We start from the raw sequence: 22774 nt of genomic DNA, 5'->3' as shown, positions 1-22774 counted from the left end.
GTGTCGATGAAGACACGAGGTTTTCGTTTTCCATCCAAGATAGCCTCACTCCAGCTGGTTGGATCGAGGAGTAGGTCCACATGGGCTTCGTGAACGCCGTAGTCAAAATTTTCCTCAAGCATCCATTGTGGTATACGCCTTTGGAGGATCGGTGAGTGTTGGAATTGCTTCCTAGCCTGGGCGAGATAGTCTGCACTCGATATTGTGGGTTCAGAGATCGGTGACATGGTGTGCATGCTTCCATGTGGAGGAGTCAGGTTACGTTTGTGACGCAGCCGCCGTTCGACGGCGCATCGGGTTTCAAGCGGCTTGACGCTATCTCTTAGAGAGAGCATTGCGCTCGAAGCGCCTGACGATGTGCTGATATGACTCCGGAGCTGTGTAGCCGGCATCCGTCACCAATTTGGCAGCGCGTTTCATAGCATCAATCGTGGGTTCGATTGCCTGGAAGGCGTCGTCCTCGTAGTGAAGATCCAGCTCCGAGGCGAGTTCGCGCAAAAGTTCGTTCAGCGCGTTCGCTGTCGTGGGGTCGATTTTCATTTTGGAATTCCTTTAAGGGGCAACCGGCTGTGCCAAAGCTGCCACGAAGTGATTTATGGGTATCTTTTGGTTGCTTAAATACTGTTTACGATACATAAGGCGCAAAGACAGTGCGTTCAATGAGGCTGCTAACTTTATTTTGGGGCTGCCATGCCGACGACCGACTGGGAAAAGCTGATCAGCAATCTGTTGAAGGCAGAGCTGAAGCTGAAAGGCGTGACCTACGCCGAGCTTGCGGACAAATTGGCCGCTCTTGGAGTCGATGAGAAAGAAGCCAATATCCGCAACAAATTGGCGCGGGGTCGTTTTAGCGCAGTCTTTCTTGCGCAATGCCTGAAAGCCGTTGGCTCAGAACGCTTGCGGCTCGACTAGTGGCTGATATTCCGTTTAGCATCAGGCTTCACACGGAGCGTGCCGCAAAGGGTTTCCTCGCAGCCCCTGACGCGCAGACGGCGGTTCGTGTGAAAATGCGGCATCCCGCGTTACCCATCGGACGGTTTTGAGCAGATAGTGGGCCGTTGGCAGTATCCAGGCACCACCGCTTACCGGATACGGCACAGCCGCTGTTTCTCGTCCACAATGGCGTCAGGTCGCCAACACCTTCGAGATAGGGATGACTTTCGTCCCCGACCATCTAGGAGGCAGCACGGGCGCATCGGTGCCTCCGGCCCATTATAGAGGACGGTTACGTTCCCAGCGGCGAAATCATTACGAACGAAAATCAAGTGATCTGCAACACCCTCACCCAGCGTGAACGCCGGGCCGGCGTTCGGACGACCCGTTGCCTTAATCTGCACCGATCGACCGTCTGCCGCGTGCCCGTCAACACCAGGCGTCGGCTTTCGGCATAACGTTATTCCGAATGCTTCGGCCACCACCGGTTCGCCCAACGTCGCCCACCAGCTTACCATCAAGGGTGAAGGTCAGCGCCCTCACCGACTCGGGCAGGGTGATCATGGGTTCCTCTCGATGGTGGCAGCTTTGCCGCGATGCGGACGACGACGGATCTTGCGAAGCTGCGGGGCTAGCAAAGGTCCCTCCAAATTAAACCGCAAGAACGCGCCAGTCACCCACCCCCTCCACGTTCCAGCACTAGTCGGAAGTGATGACGTTTTTAGTGGGTATAGGGAGCGGAATTTTCTCAACGGCCTTCGCGACAGTCTCGATGCTAAAGTGGCGGTATCCGCCGGCTGCAGACCTAGTGGCATGGCCTTGGATATGATCTGCCAAGCTATCCTGGATGTCGGCATCAACAGCCTGAGATTTCCACCAATGGCGAAGGGCGTGGTTTGGTGCCTTGCGCGGATCCGAAAATCCTTCCTCGCGTATCCAAGATGCGAGGTGGTTTGTAACGCCCTTTGAGGCATGCGTCTTTGTCGGCTTGCCGGAAGAACGCCGATAAAAGAGGGGGCCATTACCTTGCTGCTTGACGAACTCGAGGAAGCCGGCTGCGACAACGGCGGAATGAATTGGAACGGTGCGTTCCGAACCCTCGTTCTTTAGTGAACCTCCGTCAGGAGCAGGCATTATTCGCATCACGTCAATATCGTCTTCTCGGGCTATCGAACTCCCCCAAAGTTGAGCGATTTCACCGATCCTGGCGCCGCTGGTGGCGGCAAGCCAAACCAACCAACGTCTCCGAGGCGTTCCTTTTTGTTCCGCTATCGATAGAAGGCGACCAACTTCCTCCGTTGAATAAGGCAGCATCCTCGTGCCAGCCTTGTTCGCCGTCGCGGCGCGAATGCCGATTGCTGGGTTTTCGGAGAGCAGCTTATTTGCGATGGCGAAGACGTATAGGACGTTGAGAGCTGCCAAGTACGATCCGTTGATGGTCTTGGCCGACAAGCCGGCCGCAACCAACCCATCTTTCCATGAGACTACGTCAGTCTCCTTTATGCGGCGGGCATCCTCATGGCCGACGTGGCTTTGCAAGGATTTGATCGCGGTGCGCCAGGTCGTCTGTGTGCTGGCCGCTGGAGAGCGCTCACTAGCCCATTTGTCGAACAAGGCTTGGAGAGATACTAGCCCGGTTTGAACGAAGGCCGGGAAACGGTCAGCCCTCGGATCGGGTGAGTAGTCGCCGTCGGCATTTCGCTTGAGCGCGTAAGCAGCGTCGGTTACGGCCTGATCCACGGCCATCAGCAGCTTGTATCGGCTTGCTATGTCGATCAAAATGGCATGAAGACCCAACACCCACGAGACCAGACCGCCAAATCGCCTTTCGAGTGCGATTGAATTCGTCGATGGGGGCAGCGAGTTGACGCCTTCCGTGAGATCCTGCCCAAAAACGGACGTAGCCACGTCGTTCTCTTGCGGAAATGAAAAGCCAATCGGAGGGAGGTTCTCCAATCGTCCTTCACGCGCTGCTCGATTGAGAGCTTTGAACGAGGACCAATCTCTAGGTGTGCCTGGGTTTTCCTGAAAGCTTTCGACAAACAGCCGATAGATTTCTCCTGACAATGCTACGATTTGCCGTTGGGAAAGAGCGACCTGCCCGGCGCGAAGTGCCTGATAGGCTCGCTCCAACTGGGCCACGGCTATGCTGGTGCGCACCTTCGCAGCTAGCTTGCTGCTTGTCCCAAGCGAAAAGCTGACGACCTCCCCCAACTTCGGTTGGATGAACAGCTGTGGGTCGGTGTTATTTTTTGGAAAATGCAATACGACGCGTTCGTTCTGGGCGATCCTCAAAATATCTGCCGGAACTCGCCTGCGGAACTGAAGGACAGTCGAATTGAGTCGTCTTGTGGGGGAAGTCATTTGAATGACCATGTACATCACCTTTGTGTAGCAGTCGATGACCCGGAAACCTAAGGTTTCCGGGAAATCAAGAGCTTACAAAGGGATTGGTGCCCAGAAGAGGACTCGAACCTCCACTCCTTGCGGAACACGGACCTGAACCGTGCGCGTCTACCAATTCCGCCATCTGGGCTGGTGCGGGCTCATGTAAGCGGGCAAGCGATTGCTGTCAACGCGCTTTTTTCGCAGGTGCTCCGTTCGCCGGCTCAGTCGTCCAGCACTTCCTTCGAAGCGACGGTGGAATCGGCGTTGAGCTGGTAGATGACCGGCACGCCGGTGCCGAGTTCCAGCTTGACGATCTCCTCGCCCGACTTGCCGTCGAGCGCCATGATCAGCGCGCGCAGCGAGTTACCGTGCGCAGCGACCAGCACGGTGCCGCCGCGCAGCACATGCGGCTGCAGGTCGTGCAGGTAATAGGGCCAGACGCGGGCGCCGGTGTCCTTCAGGCTTTCGCCGGCGGGCGGCGGCACGTCGTAGGAGCGGCGCCAGACATGCACCTGCTCCTCACCCCATTTCTTGCGGGCGTCGTCCTTGTTGAGGCCGGAGAGGTCGCCATAGTCGCGCTCGTTGAGTGCCTGGTCGCGGGTGGTCTTCAGATCGCTCTGGCCGACCGCGTCGAGGATGTGCTGGCAGGTCTTTTGCGCCCGGATCAGCGCCGAGGTGAATGCGATGTCGAATTTCAGGCCGCGCGCCTTGAGTTTTTGCCCCGCGGACTTGGCCTCGGCGTGGCCCTGCTCGGTCAGGTCGACGTCGCGCCAGCCGGTGAACAGGTTCTTCAAATTCCATTCGCTCTGGCCGTGGCGCACGAGCACGAGGGTTCTCGACATGTTTGCTCCTACAAGGTGTGGATGGTCCGCCTCAGCTCAAGCCGAGCACGTCCCGCATCGAATACAATCCTGGCTTCTTGCCGCGCGCCCACAAGGCGGCCTTGACGGCGCCGCGGGCGAAGATGGCGCGGTCCTCGGCATGGTGGGCAAGCGTGATGCGCTCGCCGGTGCCGGCCAGCATCACGCTGTGGTCGCCGACGACAGAGCCGCCGCGCAGGGTGGCAAAGCCGATCGAGCCTGTCTTGCGCACGCCGGTGTGGCCGTCGCGGACGCGTACCTCATTGCCTGAAAGCTCGATACCACGCCCGGCGGCGGCGGCTTCGCCCAGCAGCAGCGCTGTGCCCGATGGCGCGTCGACCTTGTGCTTATGGTGCATTTCGAGGATCTCGATGTCGAAATCGTCGGCATCGAGCGCGCGTGCCGCCTGCTCGACCAGCACCGCCAGCAGATTGACGCCGAGGCTCATATTGCCCGACTTGACGATCGTCGCATGGCGCGCCGCCGCCGCGATTTTCGCATTGTCGTCGGCCGTGCACCCGGTCGTGCCGATGACGTGAACGATGCGCGCCTGCGCCGCATAGCCCGCGAATTCGACCGTCGAAGCAGGCGTGGTGAAGTCGAGCACGCCGTCTGCCTTGGCGAAGACCGGCAGCGGATCGTCGCCGATCGGCACGTTGATGATACCGATGCCCGCCAGTTCGCCTGCGTCCTTGCCCAGATAGGGCGAACCCGCCCGCTCGACCGCGCCGATGACCCGCGCGCCGGGGATGGTGTGGATGGCGCGGATCAGCGTCTGGCCCATGCGGCCGGCAGCGCCCACCACCACCAGGCCCATATCGCCTGCTTCGCTCATGTGCTCCTCACAGCAGTCTTCTTCGCACGCGTGGCCCGGACCGGAGTTTGGATCGGCTCGCGGTCCTCGACAAGCCCCAGTCCCTTCTTGCCCTGGATGCGGTGGAAGCGGGAATAGATGCTGTCCGGGTCGGCCATCAGCGTCGCATGGGTGCCTTCCTCGACCAACCGTCCCTCTTCCAGCACGATGATGTGGTCGGCATTGACCACCGTCGACAGCCGATGCGCTATGACGATGGTGGTGCGGCCTTGCATGACTTGGGTCAGCGCTTCCTGGACGCGCGCCTCCGCCTCGTTGTCGAGCGCCGATGTCGCCTCGTCGAGCAGCAGGATCGGTGCCTGGCGCACGATGGCGCGGGCGATCGAGACGCGCTGGCGCTGGCCGCCGGAAAGGGTCGAGCCGCCTTCGCCGACCGGCGTGTCGTAACCTTGCGGCTGCTGGCGGATGAACTCGTCGGCTGCCGCCTGTTTCGCCGCCTGCTCGATCTCGGCGTCCGTGGCCGACAGACGGCCGTAGCGGATGTTGTCGCGGATCGTGCCTTCGAACAGATAGGGCGCCTGCGCCACATAGGCGATCGACTGCCGCAGCGAATGCTTGGTTACCTTCGAGATGTCCTGGCCATCGACCTCGATGCTGCCCCGGTCGACGTCGTAGAAGCGCTGCAAGAGGGCCACCAGCGTCGATTTGCCGGCGCCCGACGCACCGACGATCGCCGTCACCTTGCCGGCCGCGGCGGTAAAGCTCAGGTCCCTAAGTACCGGCATGTCGGCGCTGTAGCCGAACGTCACATTGTCGAAACGCACCTCGCCGGTGGTGATCCTCGCCTCGACGGCATCGGGTGCGTCGCCCTGTTTCGGCTCCAGGTCGAGCAACTCGTAGATCATGCGCGCGTTGACCAGGGCACGTTCCATGCCCACCTGTGTGCGCGCCAGGCGTCTTGCCGGATCGTAAGCCATGATCAGCGCGGTGATGAAGGAGAAAACCGCGCCCGGCGGCTGCCCAAGATACAACGCCCGGTAGCCGGAATAGGCAAGTACGGAGGTGATGGCGAGACCGCCCAGAATCTCGGAAATCGGCGACAGCCGCTCCGAGACGCGGGCGATCTTGTTGTTACGCTGCTCGGCCGTGTCCGCCATGATGCCGATGCGGCGCGCCAGCTCGGCCTCCAAGGTGAAGGCCTTGACGATGGCGATGCCTTGCGTGGCTTCCTGCACGGACCCGTTCAGCCGCGAATTGATCAGGACGGATTCCCGGTTGATACGCCGCAGTCGGCGGGTGATATAGACGACGGCCCAGATCAGTGGAGGGCCGATCAGCAGCGAGCTGAGCGACAACACCGGATCCTGATAGATCATCACGCCGACGAGAGCGACCAGCGTGACCGCGTCGCGGCTGATGGAGGTCAGTGTCAGCGACAGCAGATCGCGAACGCCGCCGACATTCTCGCTGACCTGTGCCGCCAGCCGACCGGAACGCGTATCGTTGAAGAAGTTGACGCCGAGCTTCATCAGATGGTCGAAGCTACGCTTCTGGTAGCGCGCGACCAGATTGTTGCCGATACTGGCCAACGCGACTGCTTGGCCGTAACCGGCGAAGCCGCGCAGCAGGGAGGCCCCCATGAAACCGGCGCAGATCAACCAGAGCATATCGCCGCGTCGTTCGTAGAAGATCTGGTTGATCATCGGGGCCATGATCCACGCCGTGAAGGCGGTGGTGCCGGAAACGATCAGCAGGCAAGAGACGGCGACGACATAGGTCCAGCGATACTCTTTGCCGTTTTCAGCGAGGATGCGGCGGAGCACCGCTGTGACCTCGCCGGGCCGGGCTTTTTGTTTGTTTGGAGCTTCAAGTGTCAAATCGGGAGCGCTTTGTGGTTTTCCGCCTCGTGGGACCGGGGCTGCAAATTCGGCACCCCTCTTAACGCCCTGCGGCCTGATTGCCTATGCCCGCACCTGATTAACTTCGTCGCGGGGCGCGAGCGCTTCGCTGGCTTTCAGGCCTGCCAGCGCCGGCCCTCCGTCTGGACACCGAACAGCAAGGGGTTCCTGGCATAGGCGGCAAGGCCCAGAAGTGCGGCCAGCGGGTGGGTGATGACGTAGACCGGCATGGTGCGCATCATCGCGCTGTGCGGCGCCTTGTCCTCGAAAGCGGCGCGGAAATTGCCGGCTTTCAGCGCCGGCACGATCTTCTGCGCGATGCCACCGGTGAGGAACACGCCGCCGCGGCTCATGAACACCAGAGCAAGGTCGCCTGCGGTGCGCCCAAGGCAGGTGACGAAAATCTCCAGCGCTTCCACTGCAACCGGATCGGTTTTCGCAAGTGCCGCGGCAGTGATCTCGGCCGGCGTGGTGAAGGGCGACGGCTTGCCGTCCGCCTTGGCCACCGCCCTGTAGACATTGACCAGACCGCGTCCGCACAGGATCTGCTCGCCCGAAACGCGGCCTTCGAGCTTCTCGATATGCGGAAAAACCTCGAAATCGCGCGGTGTGCGCGGGCCGATGTCCATATGGCCGCCCTCGCCGGGCACCGGTATCCAATGGTGCAGCGCATGGACCAGCCCGGCGACGCCGAGCCCGGTTCCGGGGCCGAGCACGACGCGCCCGGCATTGGGCTCCGGCGTGCCGCCGCCGATCTTTTCCATGTGCTCCTCGCCGAGCGCAACGACGGCCAGCGCCTGCGCCTCGAAATCGTTGAGCACGACGATGTCGCTCAGGCCGAGGCTGGCGAACATTTTCCTCGGCTTGACGATCCAGGGGCAGTTGGTCAGCTCGATCTCGTCGCCGTCGACCGGGCCAGCCACCGCCAGCACCGCCGATTTGGGACGCACCGACGAGCGGTCGAGCACGGCCGCCTGGATCGCCTCGTCGATGGTGTTGTAGTTCGCCGTCTGGACGATGGTCGGCTCGCCTGCCTCGGAATTGGCGTCGAGCACGATCGAAAAGCGCGCATTGGTGCCGCCGATGTCGCCGATCAGGATCGGAAACCGCAGCAAAGTGTCGTCGTCGCCTGTGCGTGGCATGCTCTCGTCCGTCTCCGGCGCCCCCGACGGCATCTGGCCGTTCTTCCGTTGACTAGCGCATGGGTTTGAAAAGGGAAACGGTTTTCGATCCCGGCGGCGCGCTGAGGCCGGCTCTGCGGCCAAACCGCCACGGTTTCGCAAAAATGAGGCGCTGAACCGATTGAGCCTGCCTATAAGGCTGTAAGCTATAAGCCGTGATCGTCAGTTTCCAGGCGGCCGCGGTCGCGGCAGCGGCACGCCGATCTCGGGCGTCGCCGTGAAGGCGTTCACCGTGCTTGGCAAGCCGGCGGCGGCCGGGGTGGCGGGCAATGACGGCGTTTCGGGTTCGGGCGCGGCGGCCGCGACCGGCACGCCGCCGCCATGGTAGGTCGCCGCCTCGGCCGAGTCCGGCCCCGGCGCGTCGAGCACCGCGCGGCATTCGCCCGGCAGGTTCGCCATCGTCATCAGGTCGCGCGCCTTGGGCGCATCGGGGTTCTTGTTGGGCCGCCAAGGCTCCTGCGTGAACCACCAGGCCAGCGGCTTGCCGCAACCGTCATCGTCCGGCGTCGCTTCCTGCGCCTTGCAACCGGGCGAGCCCGGCTGGCAGCCGATGCGCATGTGGAAATGATAGTCGTGGCCCCAGAACGGCCTGACCTTGCGCAGCCAGAAGCGGTCGCCCTTGACGGTGTCGCAGAGCTTTTTCTTGATGCCCGGATTGACCAGGATGCGCTCGACCTGGCCGTAGCTCGCCGCCCGCTTCAGAAGCCTTGTGTGCGCTGGCGTCCACAGCGCGTCCTTCACCAGATGGGTCTTCTCATCGACCATCAAGGTGGCGCTCATCGATTCGCGCTGCGCCATCGACAGCGGGCGGCGGGGCATCGGCGTCAGCCAGATGTCGGCGTCGAGCCCGATCTGGTGCGAGGCATGTCCTGTCAGCATCGGGCCGCCGCGCGGCTGCGAAATGTCGCCGATCAGCAGGCCTGGCCAACCATCGGCCGCTGCGTCCCGCGACAATTTCTCGACTACCGCGATCATCGTCGGATGGCCCCAGCGGCGGTTGCGCGACGGCCGCATCACCTGCCAGGTCGGACCGTCCAAGGGAATGGCGACGCCGCCGGCAAAACAGCCCTTGGAATAGAATCCGATCGACTGCGCCGCGGTCGCGGCCGGCAGTTTCTTGGCGCCGAACAGGTCTTTTGCCCGCTCCTCGGCGCTCGCCGGCTGAACGGCTAACCCAAGCACGGCAAGCAGGCCGAGCGCAGCGGCCAACAGGGGCGTTTTGCCTAGAGATAGCCTCATCGCTGTCTTCATGAACCCGGTTCTCCACCGCAATCCCAGGGCCGAATCATAGCACGCCGCGCCCGCGGCTTCGATGGTCAGCGCTTCATCGGGCTGCGCGCTTCGCCGTCACGCCAATCGCCGCTTGCCCACATATGGTCGAAGGCGGCGCGGTAATCTGGAAACCGCAGGGAATAGCCCGCCGCCTTGATCGCCGCATTGGCGACACGCTTGTTCTCGCCATAGAAGGACCGTGCCATGGGCGAAAGTTGGGCGGCGTCGAAGGGAATCTCGGGCGGCGGTTCGATACCCATCAGCGAAGCGGCATAGGCGACGACATCCTGCGGCGGCGCCGGCAGGTCGTCGGTGACGTTGAAGATGCCGCCTGTATTGCCTTCGATGAGCTGCCACAGGGCGCCGGCAATGTCGTCGCAATGGATGCGGTTGAACACCTGGTCCGGCTTGACCAGCCGCCTTGCAGTGCCGTTTTCCAGATTGACCAGCGCGTTGCGGCCGGGGCCGTAAATGCCGGACAGGCGCAGGATCGCCCCCGGTCGGCCGATCTCGCGGCCCAGCTCCAGCCAGTCTCGTTCGGCGGCCACCCGCATCACCGAGCGCTTCGACACCGGCCGGCATTCCGCCGTTTCATCGACCCAGGCGCCATCATAATTGCCGTAGACGCCGACGGTGGAGAGATAGCTGATCCATTCGAGCGCCGGCATTTGAGCGATTGCCTCTCGTGCGGCATTCAGAACGGGATCGCCGGCCTCTTCCGGGGCGACCGAAATCAGCAGATGCGTTGTTTTTCCCAATGCATCGCCGATTTCGCCGGTCATCGCGCCGTCGAACAGAAGCGGCGCGATACCGGCCTGCCGTAGCGTCTCGAATTTTTCCGGCGAGCGTGTCGTGCCGAAGATCGTCGCGGCGCCTTTGTTAGCCCGAGCAAAAGCCCTGCCGGAATAGCCGGCGCCGAAGATGAATATCTGCTTTTCGCTCATGCATTCGCCCTGATTGGCCGCGCCAGACGCCATTCGTCGCGCACGGCTTCGTCGCTTTCGGTTTTCAGGCCGATGGCTGCCCGTTCTGAATATTCGGCATCGGGCACCAGCCGCGCCAGCGCCCATATTGCCGCGCCCCGCACCAGCGGCGAGGCATCGTCCAGCAAGGCGCGCACAGTGTCGGCAAGAGAGGCATCGCCGGAATTGCCGGCGGCGATCAGCACGTTGCGGATGAACCGGTCGCGGCCGATGCGTTTTATCGGCGAACCGGAGAAGAAAGCGCGGAAGGCCGCGTCATCGAGACCCAAAAGGTCGGCGAGCGGCGGCTCGCGCAAATCATCGCGCGCGACGAGTTTTGCTTCGGAAGCTGCCCGGGCGAATTTGTTCCACGGGCAGGCGGCAAGACAATCGTCGCAGCCATAGATGCGGTTGCCGATCTTTTCGCGGAACTCGTGCGGAATCGGCCCTTTGTTCTCGATGGTGAGATAGGAGATGCAGCGCCGCGCATCGAGCCGGTAGGGCGCCGGAAAGGCATCGGTCGGGCACGCGTCGAGGCAGGCGCGGCAGGAGCCGCAATGGTCGATCTCGGCGCGGTCGGGCACGAGTTCGGCGGTGGTGAAGATGGTGCCGAGGAACAGCCAGGAGCCGTGCTCGCGGCTGACCAGATTGGTGTGCTTGCCTTGCCAGCCGAGCCCGGCGGCCTCGGCCAGCGGCTTTTCCATCACCGGCGCGGTGTCGACGAATACCTTCACATCACCCCCGGCGCGCGCCACGATCTTGCCGGCGATCTCCTTCAGCCGCCCCTTCATCACATCGTGATAGTCGCGGTTTTGCGCATAGACCGAGATCGCGCCGGAGTCGCGCTTGGCCAGCACCCCGCGCGGATCATGGTCGGGGCCATAGTTCATCGCCAGCACGATGATCGAGCGCACCTGCGGCCAGAGGGCCATTGGTTCACTGCGGCGTTGCAGCGTCTCGGCGATCCAGTCCATCGACCCATGAAAGCCATCAGCGACGAATTCGGCCAGGCGCGCCGGCGCCAGCGGGATCGCATCGGGGGAGGTGACGGCAACGGCATCGAAGCCGGCGCGCTGCGCCTCCGCGTCGATCAGCGCGCGCAGTTTAGCGGGGTCAGAAGTCGAGGTCCGCATAATGCGACACCGGTGACAGGCCGCGCACCCGGTCGGTCAAAAGCGGCCGGAAGGAGGGCCGCGACTTGACCCGCGTGTACCATTCGCGTGCAGCGCTGTGCTCGCGCCAGTCGATCTCGCCGAGATAGTCGAGCACCGACAGCGTCGCCGCGGCCGCGAGATCGGCATAGGTGACCCTGGAGCCAGCCAGCCAATGGCGGGTGCCGGCCAGCCAGTTGGTGTATTTCATGTGCTGGCGGATGTTGGCGCGCGCGGCACGGATCGCGCCCGAATCGGGCGAGCCGCCGCCAGCCGTTTCCGGCATGACCGGCTTGAGCACGCGCTCGCGCACCAGATGGCGGGTGACTTCACTTTCGGCCTTGTTGAGATACCAGTCGATGAGCCGGCGGATTTCGGCGCGCTGCATCGGGTCCTCGGCGAACAGCCGCTTGTCGCGCTTCAGCACGCCGCGCGTTTCATCGAGATATTCCGAAATCACCGTCGCGCCGACGATCGGCACGTCGCCTTCTGCCAGCAGGATCGGCAGCGTTCCGGCCGGGTTCAGCGCCAGGAACTCCTTGCGCCGGGTCCACGGCTTTTCCTCGATCAAAGCCAGCTCCTCGCCATACTCGCCGAATGCGAGGCGGACGAAGCGACAGGTGGCGAACATGGGATGGTGGAAAAGCGTCAGCATGGTTCCGCGATGATAAAGCGCACTGGCGAATCGCAGGGCGCACCGGTAAGTCTTGGCCGCCCGGTTAGCGGGCCGTCAGGGTGTTGCGACCTATAGGGGGACTTCAACGCCATGACAAGCAAGCCCTTCTGTCAGCCGTCACGCCAATGCCGAGGTAGCCATGGAAAGCCAGACCATCGTCGAAGCCCTGCTGCTCGGCCTGCTGGAGGGGTTGACCGAGTTCATCCCGGTGTCGTCGACCGGCCATATTCTGCTTGCCGGTCATTTCCTCGGCTTCCATTCGACCGGCAAGGCCTTCGAGATCCTGATCCAGCTCGGCGCCATCCTGGCGATCCTCAGCGTCTATTTCCGCCGCCTGTGGAAGATGCTGCTCGAACTGCCGCATGACCGGCTGACGCGGCATTTCGCCATCGGCATCCTGATCGCCTTCCTGCCGGCGGCGATCATCGGCGCGCTGGCGCATGATTTCATCAAGACGGTGCTGTTCGAATCGCCGAGGCTGATCTGCATCATGCTGATCATCGGTGGCGTCGTGCTGCTGGCGGTGGACCGCATGAACCTCAAGCCGGTCTACCGCGACGTCGAGCGCTTCCCGACCCGGCTTTACCTGCAGATCGGGCTTTTCCAGTGCCTGTCGCTCATTCCCGGCACATCGCGTTCGGGCTCGACCATCGTCGGCGCCCTGCTTTTGGGCGTCGATAAGCGCGCGGCCGCGGAATTTTCCTTCTTCCTTGCAATCCCGACCATGGTCGGCGCCTTCGCCTTCGACCTGTTCAAGAACCGCAACGTGCTGAGCAGTGCCGACCTGCCGATCATCGCCGTCGGCTTCGTCGCCGCCTTTGTCACGGCGCTCATCGTCGTGCGCTTCCTGCTCGACTACGTCTCGCGCAAAGGCTACGCGCTGTTCGGCTGGTGGCGACTGGTGGTCGGCGGTGTCGGGTTGATGGCGTTGATGATCTGGGGGTGAGGAGTGGTCCGCGAAGCGGACGGAAAGCCAATTGCTTGGCTTTCCGAACGACGAACGGTGAAGGCCCGGTTCGCCTTCGGGCGGATCAAAAGGTCCGGTGGACCTTTTGAAGGGACTGAACGCCCGAAGGGCAGGGAGCCAGCGAAGGGCGAGCAACTCAACTCCTCCCGTAAAACGCGTTCTCGACATGCACCGGCCAGCGCCAGGGCAGCACCGCGACCATGTCGAAGCGCATCGACAGCCTGCCGTAGTCCGCTTGGCGCGACAGCCAGATGTCAGCCGCGCCTTCTATGCGACGTTCCGATTCGTGACCGATCGCCTCCATGGCTTCCATCAGCGTGCGGCGCGCCTTGACCTCGACGAACAGCACAAGGTCGCCGCGCCGCGCGATCAGGTCGATCTCGCCGAAGCGCGTGCGATGGCGGCGGGCGAGAATGCGATAGCCCTTCAACATCAGCGCCGCAGCCGCCAGCCATTCGCCGCGATGGCCGCGCCGATAGGCTTTTTGACGGCTGGCGCTCGGGCGCTCAGCCACCATCCTCTCCGGAGGCATCCTTAAGTTCCAGCAGACGACGATAGAGCGCCTGTTTCTGGCCGCCGGTCATTTTCGCGGCTTCCGCCGCCGCCTTGGAAGCCGGCATCTCGGCGGCGAGCGACAAAAGCAGGCGGTCGATATCGGCCGGCTCGTCGGCCTTGGCCTCGGCCGGGCCGACGCAGACGACGATCTCGCCCTTCGGCGTATCGGCCGCCGCATAGTGGTCGGCCAACGCCTGCAGCGTGCCGGTTCGCATCTCCTCGAAGGTCTTGGTCAATTCCCTGCCGATAGCGGCCTTGCGCTCGCCGCCGAGGGCCTCGACCATGGCAGCCAGGGAGTCAGCCAGCCGGCGCGGCGATTCGAAGAAGATGAGCGTCGCCGGCACGGCCTTCAGTGCTTCCAGCCGCGTCAGCCGCTGTCCTGTTTTTACCGGCAAGAATCCGGCGAACAGGAAGGCATCTGAGGGCAGGCCGGATGCGGTCAGCGCCGCAAGCGGCGCCGACGGGCCGGGGATCGGCACGACGCGAATGCCGTGGTCGAGCGCCTCGCCGACCAGCCGGTAGCCGGGATCGGACACCAGAGGCGTGCCGGCATCCGAGATCAGCGCCACGCTGTGTCCGGCCTGCAGAGCCGCGATCAGCTTCGGCCCGGCCTCGCCGGCATTGTGTTCATGATAGGCCGTGGTGCGGCGGCGAATGCCGTAGCGGTCGAGCAGCACGCGCGACACCCGCGTGTCTTCGCAGGCGACGATGTCGGCGGCGGCCAGCGTCTCCAACGCGCGCAGCGTGATGTCGGCGAGATTGCCGATCGGCGTCGCCACCAGATAGAGCGCCGGCTCCAATGGCCGTGCCGCGATCTCGGTCTGCCCTACCACATAGCTGCGCTTGCTCGTCTCTGCGGTCACCGATGACTTCTCCATTCAGCCCTGTTTGGCACGGCTGACGCGGGCTTGCAAAAGCTGACGCCGATGTAAGGAATTCGCCTTTCCTTTGCCACAGTGGGGAACCAAACCGGCGTTGGCAGATTAGCCCCCTGATTCCGGAGGAGGACAGGATGGACAGCCTGAAGATACAGGACGCTTTCGAGCCCTACTATGCCGGCCGCAAGCGCGGTGCCGCGCCCAGGGACAAGCGCCTATCTGCCAAGACCGAGCACAGCCTGGCCAAAGAGCGAGCCGTGAGCGCTTTGCCGACCAACGTCAGGCTTTCCGACAACAAACCCGATAGCACGACGGAGCACTGACCGGACGATGCCCAATCGCTTCGATATCTTCATCACCCGTCTTGAAACAAAGAATGCCCGCAACGGCGCGCAACTAGCCTCGATAGGCGACCAGCACCGCGCCCGCCGCGATAAGAGCGACGCCAAGCCAATTCGCTCCGGACAACCGCTCGCCGAGAAAGGCCGCGCCAAACACCGCCACAAGCACGACGCTTAGCTTGTCGATCGGCGCCACCTGCGCCGCATTGCCGATCTTCAGGGCGCGAAAGTAGCAGAGCCATGACGCGCCGGTCGCCAGACCGGACAGGCCTAGGAAAGCCCAAGTCTTTGCCGAGATCGTGGCCGGCGACTGGAACTGGCCGCTGGCAAGCAGGATGGCACCGAGCACGATCAGGATGATGACCGTGCGGATGAAGGTGGCGAAATCGGAATTGATGTTCTCGATGCCAACCTTGGCGAAGATCGCCGTCAGGGCAGCGAACGCAGCTGAGAGCAATGCCCAGAATTGCCAGGAGGATACGGTCAGGTTCATGCCGGTGGCCTTTGCGGATGAGGTCTCAACCGAGATACCGTGAAACGCGTGCCTTCAGAAGTGTAATCCTAAGCTTCGGAGATTGGACGAGGCTTCCCCACCTTCGTCATCCACGGGCGGAGCAGGAGCGAAGCGACGTCGCGAAGACCCGAGGATCCATTCCGTGACTTCTGAATTTCGCTACGGTGCAGAATTTGGAAAGCTGGCGTGGAGAAGATGCGCCGGCAACGAAATCTATTGTTTGACGGGACAAGTGGCAGAGCAGGCATGCCCATTCTGGACCGTGACGCCCCGCAGCAGCCGTCGCGGCATGGATCCTCGGGTCTGCGCGCCGCTTCGCGTCGCTCCGCCCGTGGATGACGAGGCGGGAGGAGCTTGGCGCAGGCAAAGCTACCTGCCTACCGCGCCAGATCGGCGACCACGGCGTCGAGCACGATCATGCCGGCGGCCGTGGCGCGCAGGCGCGCATTGCCGATCGGCGCCACCAGCCCCTCTCCCTGCAGCATCGACAGCCGTGCTGACGACAGGCCGCGTCCGGAGAACGCCTCGTAGCGGGAGAGGTCGATGCCTTCGGCGAGCCGCAGGCCCATCAGCAGGAATTCGTCGGCCTCTTCCGAACGCGTCAGGATTTCGCCGCCGGTGACGCCATGGCCCTTGGCCTCGACCAGATTGGCCCAGGTTTCCGGCATCCGCTCGGCGATCGTCACCGTGCGGCGGCCATGCTCGACGAAGCGGCCATGCGCGCCCGGCCCGACCCCGACATATTCGCCATAGCGCCAATAGGTGAGGTTGTGCCGGCTCTCGGCACCCGGCCTTGCGTGATTGGAAATCTCGTAAGCCGGCAAACCATGCGCCGTGGTGATCTCCTGCGTCAGCGCATAGAGGTCGGCGGCGTGGTCATTGTCGGGAATGATGAATTTCTTCGCCGCATGCAGGGCGTGGAAGGGCGTGCCTTCCTCGATGGTCAGCTGGTAGAGCGACAGATGGTCGGCGGCATGGCCGATCGCCTGTTCCAGCTCCGATGCCCAGGCCTCAGGCGTCTGACCGGGGCGGGCGTAGATGAGGTCGAAGGACAGCCTTGGGAATATTTCCCGCGCGAGGCCGATGGCGTGCAGGGCCTCTTCGACATTGTGCAACCGGCCGAGGAAGCGCAAATCCTTGTCATTCAGCGCCTGCACGCCGAGCGACACGCGGTTGACGCCGGCTGCCCGGTAGCCGCGAAAGCGTTCGGCCTCGACCGAGGACGGATTGGCCTCCAGCGTCACCTCGATGCCGTCAGGCACAGTCCAGCTCTTCGCCACGGCGTCAAGAACCCTGGCCACGGTTTCCGGCTTCATCAGCGACGGCGTGCCGCCGCCGAGAAAAACGCTGGTCACCTCGCGCGGCCCGGTGCGTTCGCGCATCGTCGCCAGCTCGGCCTCGAAGGCGGCGGCAAAGCGGTCCTGATCGACCGGCTGGTGGCGGACATGGCTGTTGAAGTCGCAATAGGGGCACTTGGCCGCGCAGAATGGCCAGTGGACATAGACGCCGAAGCCGGGCGTCCGGTCGAGCAGCATGCTCATGCCGAGCCCAATCTCGCTTTAGCGAACTTCTGGAAAGCGCGGGCGCGGTGCGACAGCGCCGTCGGCTGGCCGGGCCTCCAGCCGTGTTTTTCCTCAGCGCTCATTTCGCCGAAGGTCTTTTCGAAGCCGTCGGGGAGGAAGACCGGGTCGTAACCGAAGCCGAGTTCGCCGCGCGGTGGCCAGACCAGCGTGCCCTCGGCCTCGCCGCGATAATATTCGGCCTCGCCGTCGGGAAACGCCAGGCAGATGACGGCGACGAAGCGTCCCTTGCGCTGTTGCGGCAAGGCCGCTCCCACTTCCTGCAATGCCACTTCGGTGCGTTGCATGGCCATGCCGAAATCTCTGCTGCCATCCGGGGTTTCGGCCCAGTTGGCGGTGTAGACGCCGGGCGCGCCATCAAGCGCGTCGACGCATAGGCCGGAATCGTCCGACAGCGCCGGCAGGCCGGTCGCCTTGGCGGCGGCGAGCGCCTTGATGTAGGCGTTCTCCTCGAAAGTGGTGCCGGTCTCATCCGGCTCCGGCAGGCCATACTCCTTGGCCGACTTCGCTTCGAAGCCGAACGGCCCCATCAGGTCCGCGAATTCGCGCAGCTTGCCTTCATTGTGGCTGGCGACGACGATCTTCTTGCCATCAAGAGAATGCATCAAAGGCCCCAGATTCGTGGCTCGGCAAATTCGATCGAATTGCCCGAGGGGTCGCGTATATAGATCGAACGGCCGCCCTGCGGCCACTCGAATTCGCTTTCGATGGCGATCTTCTTCGCCGCGAGATGCGCTTTCCAGCCGACGATTTCATCGGCGGTCGCAGCAAAGCACAGATGGCCCTCGCCGACCGTGCCATGCGGCGGCACCGGCAGCCTTGCGTCAGGCGCCGGCGGGATTTTAGTCGCCTCGGCGTTGAAGACGAGCAGCACGCCCGGTCCGCAGCGGAAGAACAGGTGGCGACCGTCGACCTTGCCGAGCAGGGTAAGGCCGAGGATGTCGGTGTAGAACGTTTCCGCGGCGGTCAGGTCTGTGACGTAGAGGGCCGATTCCAGGATCGCGGAGGGTGTCACGAGGCGCCCCCCTCTGGCCTGCCGGCCATCTCCCCCTCAAGTGGGGAGATCGGATGCCATTTCGGTATTCGCCAATCTCCGGCGTTGCAGGGTGCGCGACAACGCAGAAGTCGCCAATCTCCCCACTTGAGGGGGAGATGGCCGGCAGGCCAGAGGGGGGCGCTCAAATTCGGCATCGAAAAACTAAGCCACCGCCATCTGCTGCAAACTCACCAACCTCTGGATGCCCTTCTTGGCCAGACCCATCAAGTCCGCGAACTGCTCTTCCGAAAAGGGCTCGCCCTCGGCGGTGCCCTGGATCTCGACGATGCCGCCCTTGCCGGTCATGACGAAATTGGCGTCGGTGCCGGCCGAAGAATCCTCGATATAGTCGAGGTCGATGACCGGCTGGCCGTCATGGATGCCGCAGGAGATCGCCGCGACATGGTCCTTCAGCACCTTGGCGACGCTGGCCATCTGGCGCGCTTCCATCCAGCGCAGGCAGTCATACAGCGCCACCCAGCCGCCGGTGATCGAGGCGGTGCGGGTGCCGCCATCGGCCTGGATGACGTCGCAGTCGACGGTGATCTGCTGCTCGCCCAGCGCCTGCAGATCAACCACGGCGCGCAGGGAGCGGCCGATCAGCCGCTGGATTTCCAGCGTGCGGCCGCCCTGCTTGCCAGCCGAAGCCTCGCGGCGCATGCGCTCGCCGGTCGAGCGCGGCAGCATGCCGTATTCCGCCGTCACCCAGCCCTTGCCCGAATTGCGCATCCAGCCCGGCACCTTCTCTTCGAGGCTGGCCGTGCACAGGACATGCGTGTCGCCGAACTTCACCAGGCATGAGCCTTCGGCATGCTTGGAGACGCCGCGCTCGAAGGAGATGGCACGCATTTCGTCGAATTGGCGTTTGGAAGGGCGCATTCAGGCTGCTTTCTTGTCATTTTTCGGAATCTTGGCCGGCTTGTAACCGCATGGGCCCCGTGGCGCAAAGGAAAATGGCCTGACGATCGGACTCAGACACCGGGTGATCTCACCAAAACACCGGGTGATCTCACACAGACACCGGGTTGCGCGGGTGCAGTGTGAGTCTGTATCCTTGGGCCGGAGGTTTTTGGCCGTATGACCAAGGCAGTCGATCCCGCTTCGCAGTCGCCCGCGCTCCAGTCGCTCGACATGCGTTCGCGCGACATCTTCCGGCGTATCGTCGACTCCTATCTAAGGGACGGCGAACCCGTGGGCTCGCGCAGCCTGTCGCGCATCCTGCCGTCTTCGCTGTCGCCGGCCACCATCCGCAACGTCATGAGCGACCTCGAGCATCTCGGCCTGATCTACGCGCCGCACATTTCGGCCGGCCGGCTGCCGACGCAGGCCGGCCTGCGTTTCTTCGTCGATGCCTTCATGGAGCTTGGCGATCTTTCCGACGAGGAGCGCCGCGCCATCGAGGCACAGGTGCGGGCGTCCGGCTCGGGCGCGACGCTGGAACACATGCTGACCGAGGCCAGCCAGATGCTGTCGGGCATGTCGCGCGGCGCCGGCCTGGTGCTGGCCGCCAAGAACGAGGTGGCGCTGAAGCACATCGAATTCATCCAGCTCGAACCGACCAAGGCGCTGGCGGTGCTGGTGTCGCAGAATGGCGACGTCGAAAACCGCGTTGTCGAGCTGCCCGCCGGCATCACCGTCTCGCAACTGCACGAGGCCTCGAATTTCCTCAACGCCCATATACGCGGCCGCACGCTGGCCGAGGCGCGGATCGAGATCGCCCGCATCAAGGAAGAAACCAGGGCCGCGCTCGACACGCTGTCGCAGGACCTGGTCGAGAAGGGGCTGGCGGTGTGGGCCGGCGCCGATAGCGGCCTGCCGGCACGGCTCATCGTGCGCGGGCGCGCCAATCTGCTCGAAAACGTCACCGCCCAGGCCGACATCGAACTGCTGCGCCATCTGTTCGAGGACATGGAGACGCAGGACGGGCTTATCCAGCTGCTCGACCTCGCCGAGGAAGGCTCGGGCGTGCGCATCTTCATCGGCTCGGAAAACAAGCTGTTTTCGCTGTCGGGCTCGTCGCTGGTGGTGGCGCCTTATCGCGACAAGGATGCCCGCGTCGTCGGCGCGCTCGGCGTCATCGGCCCGACCCGGCTGAACTACGCGCGCATCGTCCCAATGGTCGACTATACGGCGCAGCTGATTTCCCGCATGCTGCGCTGAGCTGATCCAACCGAGGAGACGATGATGGCGCTCGAAGAATTCAAGGCCCGGATCAGCCTCCTGCTGGAGGAGATGGTCAACCAGCCGGAAGACCAGCACGAGATCCAGGAGCAGTTGCGCGAAAAACTGCAGGAAATGCGCGCCATGGGCCTGCCGCTGCCGGCCGATCTCGTCGAGCTGGAAAAACGCCTCGACGACGATTTCTACGCCGCCGGGACCTGAAACGGGAAACCGGGAGCTTCCTTCACCTCATCATGTGCCGTGGAACGATCGACGAAACCGGTCGTTCCTGTTTTCACGCCAAACATTGGAGGACCGAATGATGCGTTTTGCCGGCCCCGCACTTTCCGCCGCACTGTTTCTCTCGACCGCTTCATTCGCCCAGCAGGCGGACGAGCCCGTGCTGAAAGGCGCGGACGCCTTCGGTGACTGGCGAGCGGACAAGCCGGGCACACGCCGCCTGATCGAACCGGATGATCTGCCTAAGCCCTATGCCAACAGATCGACCTCTAACAGCGCCGGCGTTGCGGACATGCCGGCAGACGCGAAGCTGCAACTGCCGCCGGGGTTCTCGGCTGAGCTGGTTGCATCGGGCATCGACAATCCACGCGTCGTGCGCGTCGCGCCGAACGGCGACCTGTTCGTCGCCGACAGCAAAGCCAACCAGGTCCGCATCTATCGCCTCGCCGAAGGCGGTGCGAGCCCTGTGCAGGACGGCATCTTTGCCGGCAGTCTCAAACGGCCCTATGGCATTGCCTTCTATCCGCCGGGCGCTGACCCGCAATGGGTCTATGTCGCCAATAGCGACAGCATCGTGCGCTTTGCCTACCGCAATGGCGACCTGAAGGCCTCCGGCGATCCGGAAACCATCGTCGGCAACATCCCGGCCAATCATCACTGGACCCGCGACATCGCCTTCTCGCCGGATGGCAAGACGCTTTATCTGTCGGTCGGCTCGGGATCGAATGTCGCCGAGCGCATGGGCAAGGAACCGAAGGGCGGCCTCGATGCCTGGGCGAAATCGCAGCCGCTCGGCGCCACATGGGGATCCGAGGACGGCCGCGCCGGCGTCCTAGCCTTCGATCCCGATGGCAAGAACGGCCGCATCCTTGCCACCGGCCTGCGCAACTGCTCGGGCATGACCGTGCAGCCGGCGACCGGCGCGCTGTGGTGCGTCGTCAACGAACGCGATGCGCTTGGCGACAATGTGCCGCCCGAATACGCAACCGTGGTCAAGGAGGGCGCCTTCTATGGCTGGCCCTGGTACTATATCGGCGACAATGAGGATCCGCGCCACAAGGGTGAGCGCCCCGATCTTGCCGGCAAAACGACCGTTCCCGATGTGCTGATGCAGGCGCATTCGGCTCCGCTCAACATCGCCTTCTACGAAGGGAAGAGCTTTCCGGCCGAATACAAGGGCGATGCTTTCGTCGCTCTGCACGGTTCATGGAACCGCGGCAACCGGACCGGCTACAAGGTGGTGCGATTGCTGTTCAAGGACGGCAAGCCGACCGGCGAATATGAGGATTTCATCACCGGCTTCGTCGTCTCCAACGGCGAGGTCTGGGGCCGGCCGGTCGGCGTAGCGGTGGCGAACGACGGCGCGCTGATCGTCAGCGAGGACGGCAACGGCACCATCTGGCGTGTCACCCATGGCGACGGTCGCTCCTGATCTGCTCGGGTAGCGCAGGCCCCCTCACCCGGATTGCCAACCGAATTGCGAAGAGCAATTCGGGACAATCCGACCTCTCCCCGGCGGGTAGAGGAGGTAGGCGGGCCCGTGCTCGTCTCTTCTCCCCAGCGGGGAGAAGGTGGCCGCGAAGCGGCCGGATGAGGGGGCTTCGTGAGGCGAGGCCCCCGATATCTGGTGCAATAGAATCCGACCCCAGGGAATTCAATCTTAGCCGGTCCCATGCGACAAGGCATTCTGATCTGAGACGAATGCCATGACCCTTACCGGATTCCTCGCCTACAGCGCCGCCCTCGGCATCGCAGCCGCGATCCCTGGTCCCGGCATCACCGCGCTGGTCGCGCGTGCGCTCGGCTCCGGCTTCCGCTCGTCGCTGGCGATGTCGTTTGGCCTGATGGTGGGCGACATCACCTACCTGACCGCCGTGGTGCTCGGCCTCGCCTTCGTCGCACAGAGTTTCGGCATGGTTGTCCTCGCCATCAAATGGCTCGGCGTCGCCTATCTCGCCTTCCTCGGCTGGCGCTTCTGGAACAGCGGCATCACGTCCGAGACCGTCGAAGCCCAAACGGGCAGGGCGGGATTGCTGTCGAGCTTTGCCGCCGGCCTGACTGTCACGCTCGGCAATCCGAAGACGATGATCTTCTATCTCGCCATCACGCCGACCATCGTCGACCTGAAAACCATCACGCTGGCAGACTATGGTATCCTCGTCGCGCTGACCGTTGTCGTGCTGTTGGTGGTGCTGGTGCCGTATCTTGCGCTGGCTGCCAAGGCGCGCTGGTTCCTGAAATCTCCGCGCGCGCTCAAGGCGCTGAACCGCACGGCTGCCGGCTTCATGGTCGGTGCTGCTGCAGCGATTGCCGCCCGCCAATAGCGAGCTTTCGGCCAAAGCATTTCGCAAACAGGCCTTTGCGGGAA

General features: G+C 63.5%; 25 protein-coding genes and 1 tRNA gene. 7 read left to right on the top strand and 19 right to left on the bottom strand.

Features of this window, described 5'->3' with window-relative positions; translation table 11 throughout:
• Nucleotides 1–315: 315 nt before the first annotated feature.
• Nucleotides 316–540 carry a hypothetical protein gene (locus NKJ67_RS18335; protein WP_352582206.1) on the bottom strand — a complete coding sequence of 75 codons (225 nt, stop codon included), beginning with the start codon at nucleotides 538–540 and terminating at the stop codon, nucleotides 316–318.
• A 150-nt stretch (nucleotides 541–690) separates the two neighbouring features.
• Here NKJ67_RS18335 and NKJ67_RS18330 point away from each other — a divergent pair, with 150 nt between their 5' ends.
• Nucleotides 691–912 (top strand): DUF6471 domain-containing protein, encoded by a 222-nt coding sequence (locus NKJ67_RS18330; protein ID WP_352582204.1) that lies wholly within the window; start codon nucleotides 691–693, stop codon nucleotides 910–912.
• A gap of 170 nt (nucleotides 913–1082) precedes the next feature.
• Here NKJ67_RS18330 and NKJ67_RS35155 read toward each other — a convergent pair whose 3' ends face one another.
• From NKJ67_RS35155 to NKJ67_RS18280, 11 genes are all read right to left on the bottom strand, one after another.
• Nucleotides 1083–1451: a DUF6998 domain-containing protein gene (locus tag NKJ67_RS35155; RefSeq protein WP_502905225.1), complete on the bottom strand. Its 369-nt coding sequence runs from the start codon at nucleotides 1449–1451 to the stop codon at nucleotides 1083–1085.
• A 181-nt stretch (nucleotides 1452–1632) separates the two neighbouring features.
• Nucleotides 1633–3309 carry a tyrosine-type recombinase/integrase gene (locus NKJ67_RS18325; RefSeq protein ID WP_352582202.1) on the bottom strand — a complete coding sequence of 559 codons (1677 nt, stop codon included), beginning with the start codon at nucleotides 3307–3309 and terminating at the stop codon, nucleotides 1633–1635.
• A gap of 75 nt (nucleotides 3310–3384) precedes the next feature.
• Nucleotides 3385–3469 (bottom strand) — tRNA-Leu (locus NKJ67_RS18320).
• A gap of 73 nt (nucleotides 3470–3542) precedes the next feature.
• Nucleotides 3543–4163 carry a 2,3-bisphosphoglycerate-dependent phosphoglycerate mutase gene (locus NKJ67_RS18315; protein ID WP_128308460.1) on the bottom strand — a complete coding sequence of 207 codons (621 nt, stop codon included), beginning with the start codon at nucleotides 4161–4163 and terminating at the stop codon, nucleotides 3543–3545.
• 31 nt (nucleotides 4164–4194) lie between these two features.
• A complete protein-coding gene (dapB, locus tag NKJ67_RS18310; RefSeq protein WP_127268269.1) occupies nucleotides 4195–5016 on the bottom strand; it encodes a 4-hydroxy-tetrahydrodipicolinate reductase in 822 nt (273 codons plus the stop codon).
• On the bottom strand, nucleotides 5013–6872 hold the full coding sequence (locus tag NKJ67_RS18305; RefSeq protein ID WP_127268268.1) for an ABC transporter ATP-binding protein: 1860 nt from the start codon (nucleotides 6870–6872) through the stop codon (nucleotides 5013–5015). The genes dapB and NKJ67_RS18305 overlap by 4 nt, the downstream gene beginning before the upstream one ends.
• Before the next feature lie 137 nt (nucleotides 6873–7009).
• Entirely contained in the window at nucleotides 7010–8035 is a 1026-nt protein-coding gene (locus NKJ67_RS18300; RefSeq protein WP_127268267.1) for a glucokinase, read from the bottom strand.
• 201 nt (nucleotides 8036–8236) lie between these two features.
• Nucleotides 8237–9325, bottom strand: a complete 1089-nt coding sequence (mepA, locus tag NKJ67_RS18295; RefSeq protein ID WP_352582199.1) for a penicillin-insensitive murein endopeptidase — start codon at nucleotides 9323–9325, stop codon at nucleotides 8237–8239.
• A gap of 65 nt (nucleotides 9326–9390) precedes the next feature.
• Complete coding sequence (locus NKJ67_RS18290) at nucleotides 9391–10290, bottom strand: SDR family oxidoreductase (RefSeq protein ID WP_352582197.1); 900 nt, start codon at nucleotides 10288–10290, stop codon at nucleotides 9391–9393.
• On the bottom strand, nucleotides 10287–11441 hold the full coding sequence (gene queG, locus NKJ67_RS18285) for a tRNA epoxyqueuosine(34) reductase QueG (RefSeq protein WP_352582195.1): 1155 nt from the start codon (nucleotides 11439–11441) through the stop codon (nucleotides 10287–10289). Before queG ends, NKJ67_RS18290 begins: the two co-directional genes overlap by 4 nt.
• Nucleotides 11422–12114, bottom strand: a complete 693-nt coding sequence (locus NKJ67_RS18280) for a glutathione S-transferase family protein (protein ID WP_013528622.1) — start codon at nucleotides 12112–12114, stop codon at nucleotides 11422–11424. Before NKJ67_RS18280 ends, queG begins: the two co-directional genes overlap by 20 nt.
• A gap of 160 nt (nucleotides 12115–12274) precedes the next feature.
• Here NKJ67_RS18280 and NKJ67_RS18275 point away from each other — a divergent pair, with 160 nt between their 5' ends.
• Nucleotides 12275–13081 (top strand): undecaprenyl-diphosphate phosphatase, encoded by an 807-nt coding sequence (locus NKJ67_RS18275; protein WP_127269760.1) that lies wholly within the window; start codon nucleotides 12275–12277, stop codon nucleotides 13079–13081.
• 157 nt (nucleotides 13082–13238) lie between these two features.
• Here the strand turns inward: NKJ67_RS18275 and NKJ67_RS18270 are convergent, their stop codons facing one another.
• Entirely contained in the window at nucleotides 13239–13616 is a 378-nt protein-coding gene (locus tag NKJ67_RS18270) for a YraN family protein (protein WP_292337315.1), read from the bottom strand.
• Nucleotides 13609–14535, bottom strand: a complete 927-nt coding sequence (gene rsmI / locus NKJ67_RS18265) for a 16S rRNA (cytidine(1402)-2'-O)-methyltransferase (protein WP_352582193.1) — start codon at nucleotides 14533–14535, stop codon at nucleotides 13609–13611. The genes NKJ67_RS18270 and rsmI overlap by 8 nt, the downstream gene beginning before the upstream one ends.
• A gap of 134 nt (nucleotides 14536–14669) precedes the next feature.
• On the opposite strand from rsmI, the gene NKJ67_RS18260 reads away from it, so the two are divergent.
• Entirely contained in the window at nucleotides 14670–14858 is a 189-nt protein-coding gene (locus NKJ67_RS18260) for a hypothetical protein (protein ID WP_127269534.1), read from the top strand.
• Between the two features lie 73 nt (nucleotides 14859–14931).
• On the opposite strand, the gene NKJ67_RS18255 is transcribed toward NKJ67_RS18260, so the two are convergent.
• The 5 genes from NKJ67_RS18255 to rph form a co-directional block, all read right to left on the bottom strand.
• Entirely contained in the window at nucleotides 14932–15369 is a 438-nt protein-coding gene (locus NKJ67_RS18255) for an EamA family transporter (RefSeq protein ID WP_127269533.1), read from the bottom strand.
• A gap of 398 nt (nucleotides 15370–15767) precedes the next feature.
• Nucleotides 15768–16931 carry a radical SAM family heme chaperone HemW gene (hemW, locus tag NKJ67_RS18250; protein WP_352582190.1) on the bottom strand — a complete coding sequence of 388 codons (1164 nt, stop codon included), beginning with the start codon at nucleotides 16929–16931 and terminating at the stop codon, nucleotides 15768–15770.
• Nucleotides 16928–17575, bottom strand: a complete 648-nt coding sequence (rdgB, locus tag NKJ67_RS18245; RefSeq protein ID WP_127269531.1) for an RdgB/HAM1 family non-canonical purine NTP pyrophosphatase — start codon at nucleotides 17573–17575, stop codon at nucleotides 16928–16930. Before rdgB ends, hemW begins: the two co-directional genes overlap by 4 nt.
• A complete protein-coding gene (locus tag NKJ67_RS18240; protein ID WP_352582188.1) occupies nucleotides 17575–17985 on the bottom strand; it encodes a VOC family protein in 411 nt (136 codons plus the stop codon). The genes rdgB and NKJ67_RS18240 overlap by 1 nt, the downstream gene beginning before the upstream one ends.
• Nucleotides 17986–18168: 183 nt before the next feature.
• Nucleotides 18169–18885: a ribonuclease PH gene (gene rph, locus NKJ67_RS18235; RefSeq protein ID WP_056585385.1), complete on the bottom strand. Its 717-nt coding sequence runs from the start codon at nucleotides 18883–18885 to the stop codon at nucleotides 18169–18171.
• A gap of 198 nt (nucleotides 18886–19083) precedes the next feature.
• On the opposite strand from rph, the gene hrcA reads away from it, so the two are divergent.
• The 4 genes from hrcA (at nucleotide 19084) to NKJ67_RS18215 (ending at nucleotide 22730) form a co-directional block, all read left to right on the top strand.
• On the top strand, nucleotides 19084–20166 hold the full coding sequence (hrcA, locus tag NKJ67_RS18230; protein WP_027040272.1) for a heat-inducible transcriptional repressor HrcA: 1083 nt from the start codon (nucleotides 19084–19086) through the stop codon (nucleotides 20164–20166).
• Nucleotides 20167–20190: 24 nt separating this feature from the next.
• Nucleotides 20191–20388, top strand: a complete 198-nt coding sequence (locus NKJ67_RS18225) for a hypothetical protein (RefSeq protein WP_023814156.1) — start codon at nucleotides 20191–20193, stop codon at nucleotides 20386–20388.
• 97 nt (nucleotides 20389–20485) lie between these two features.
• Nucleotides 20486–21838 (top strand): PQQ-dependent sugar dehydrogenase, encoded by a 1353-nt coding sequence (locus tag NKJ67_RS18220; protein ID WP_352582185.1) that lies wholly within the window; start codon nucleotides 20486–20488, stop codon nucleotides 21836–21838.
• Nucleotides 21839–22112: 274 nt separating this feature from the next.
• Nucleotides 22113–22730, top strand: coding sequence for a LysE family translocator (locus NKJ67_RS18215; protein ID WP_352582183.1), 618 nt, complete (start codon nucleotides 22113–22115; stop codon nucleotides 22728–22730).
• Nucleotides 22731–22774 lie beyond the last annotated feature (44 nt).

Source organism: Mesorhizobium sp. M0088 (genome assembly GCF_040322895.1).
In the GTDB taxonomy this organism is placed as follows: Bacteria; Pseudomonadota; Alphaproteobacteria; order Rhizobiales; family Rhizobiaceae; genus Mesorhizobium.
This window is presented reverse-complemented; position numbering and strand designations above follow the sequence as displayed.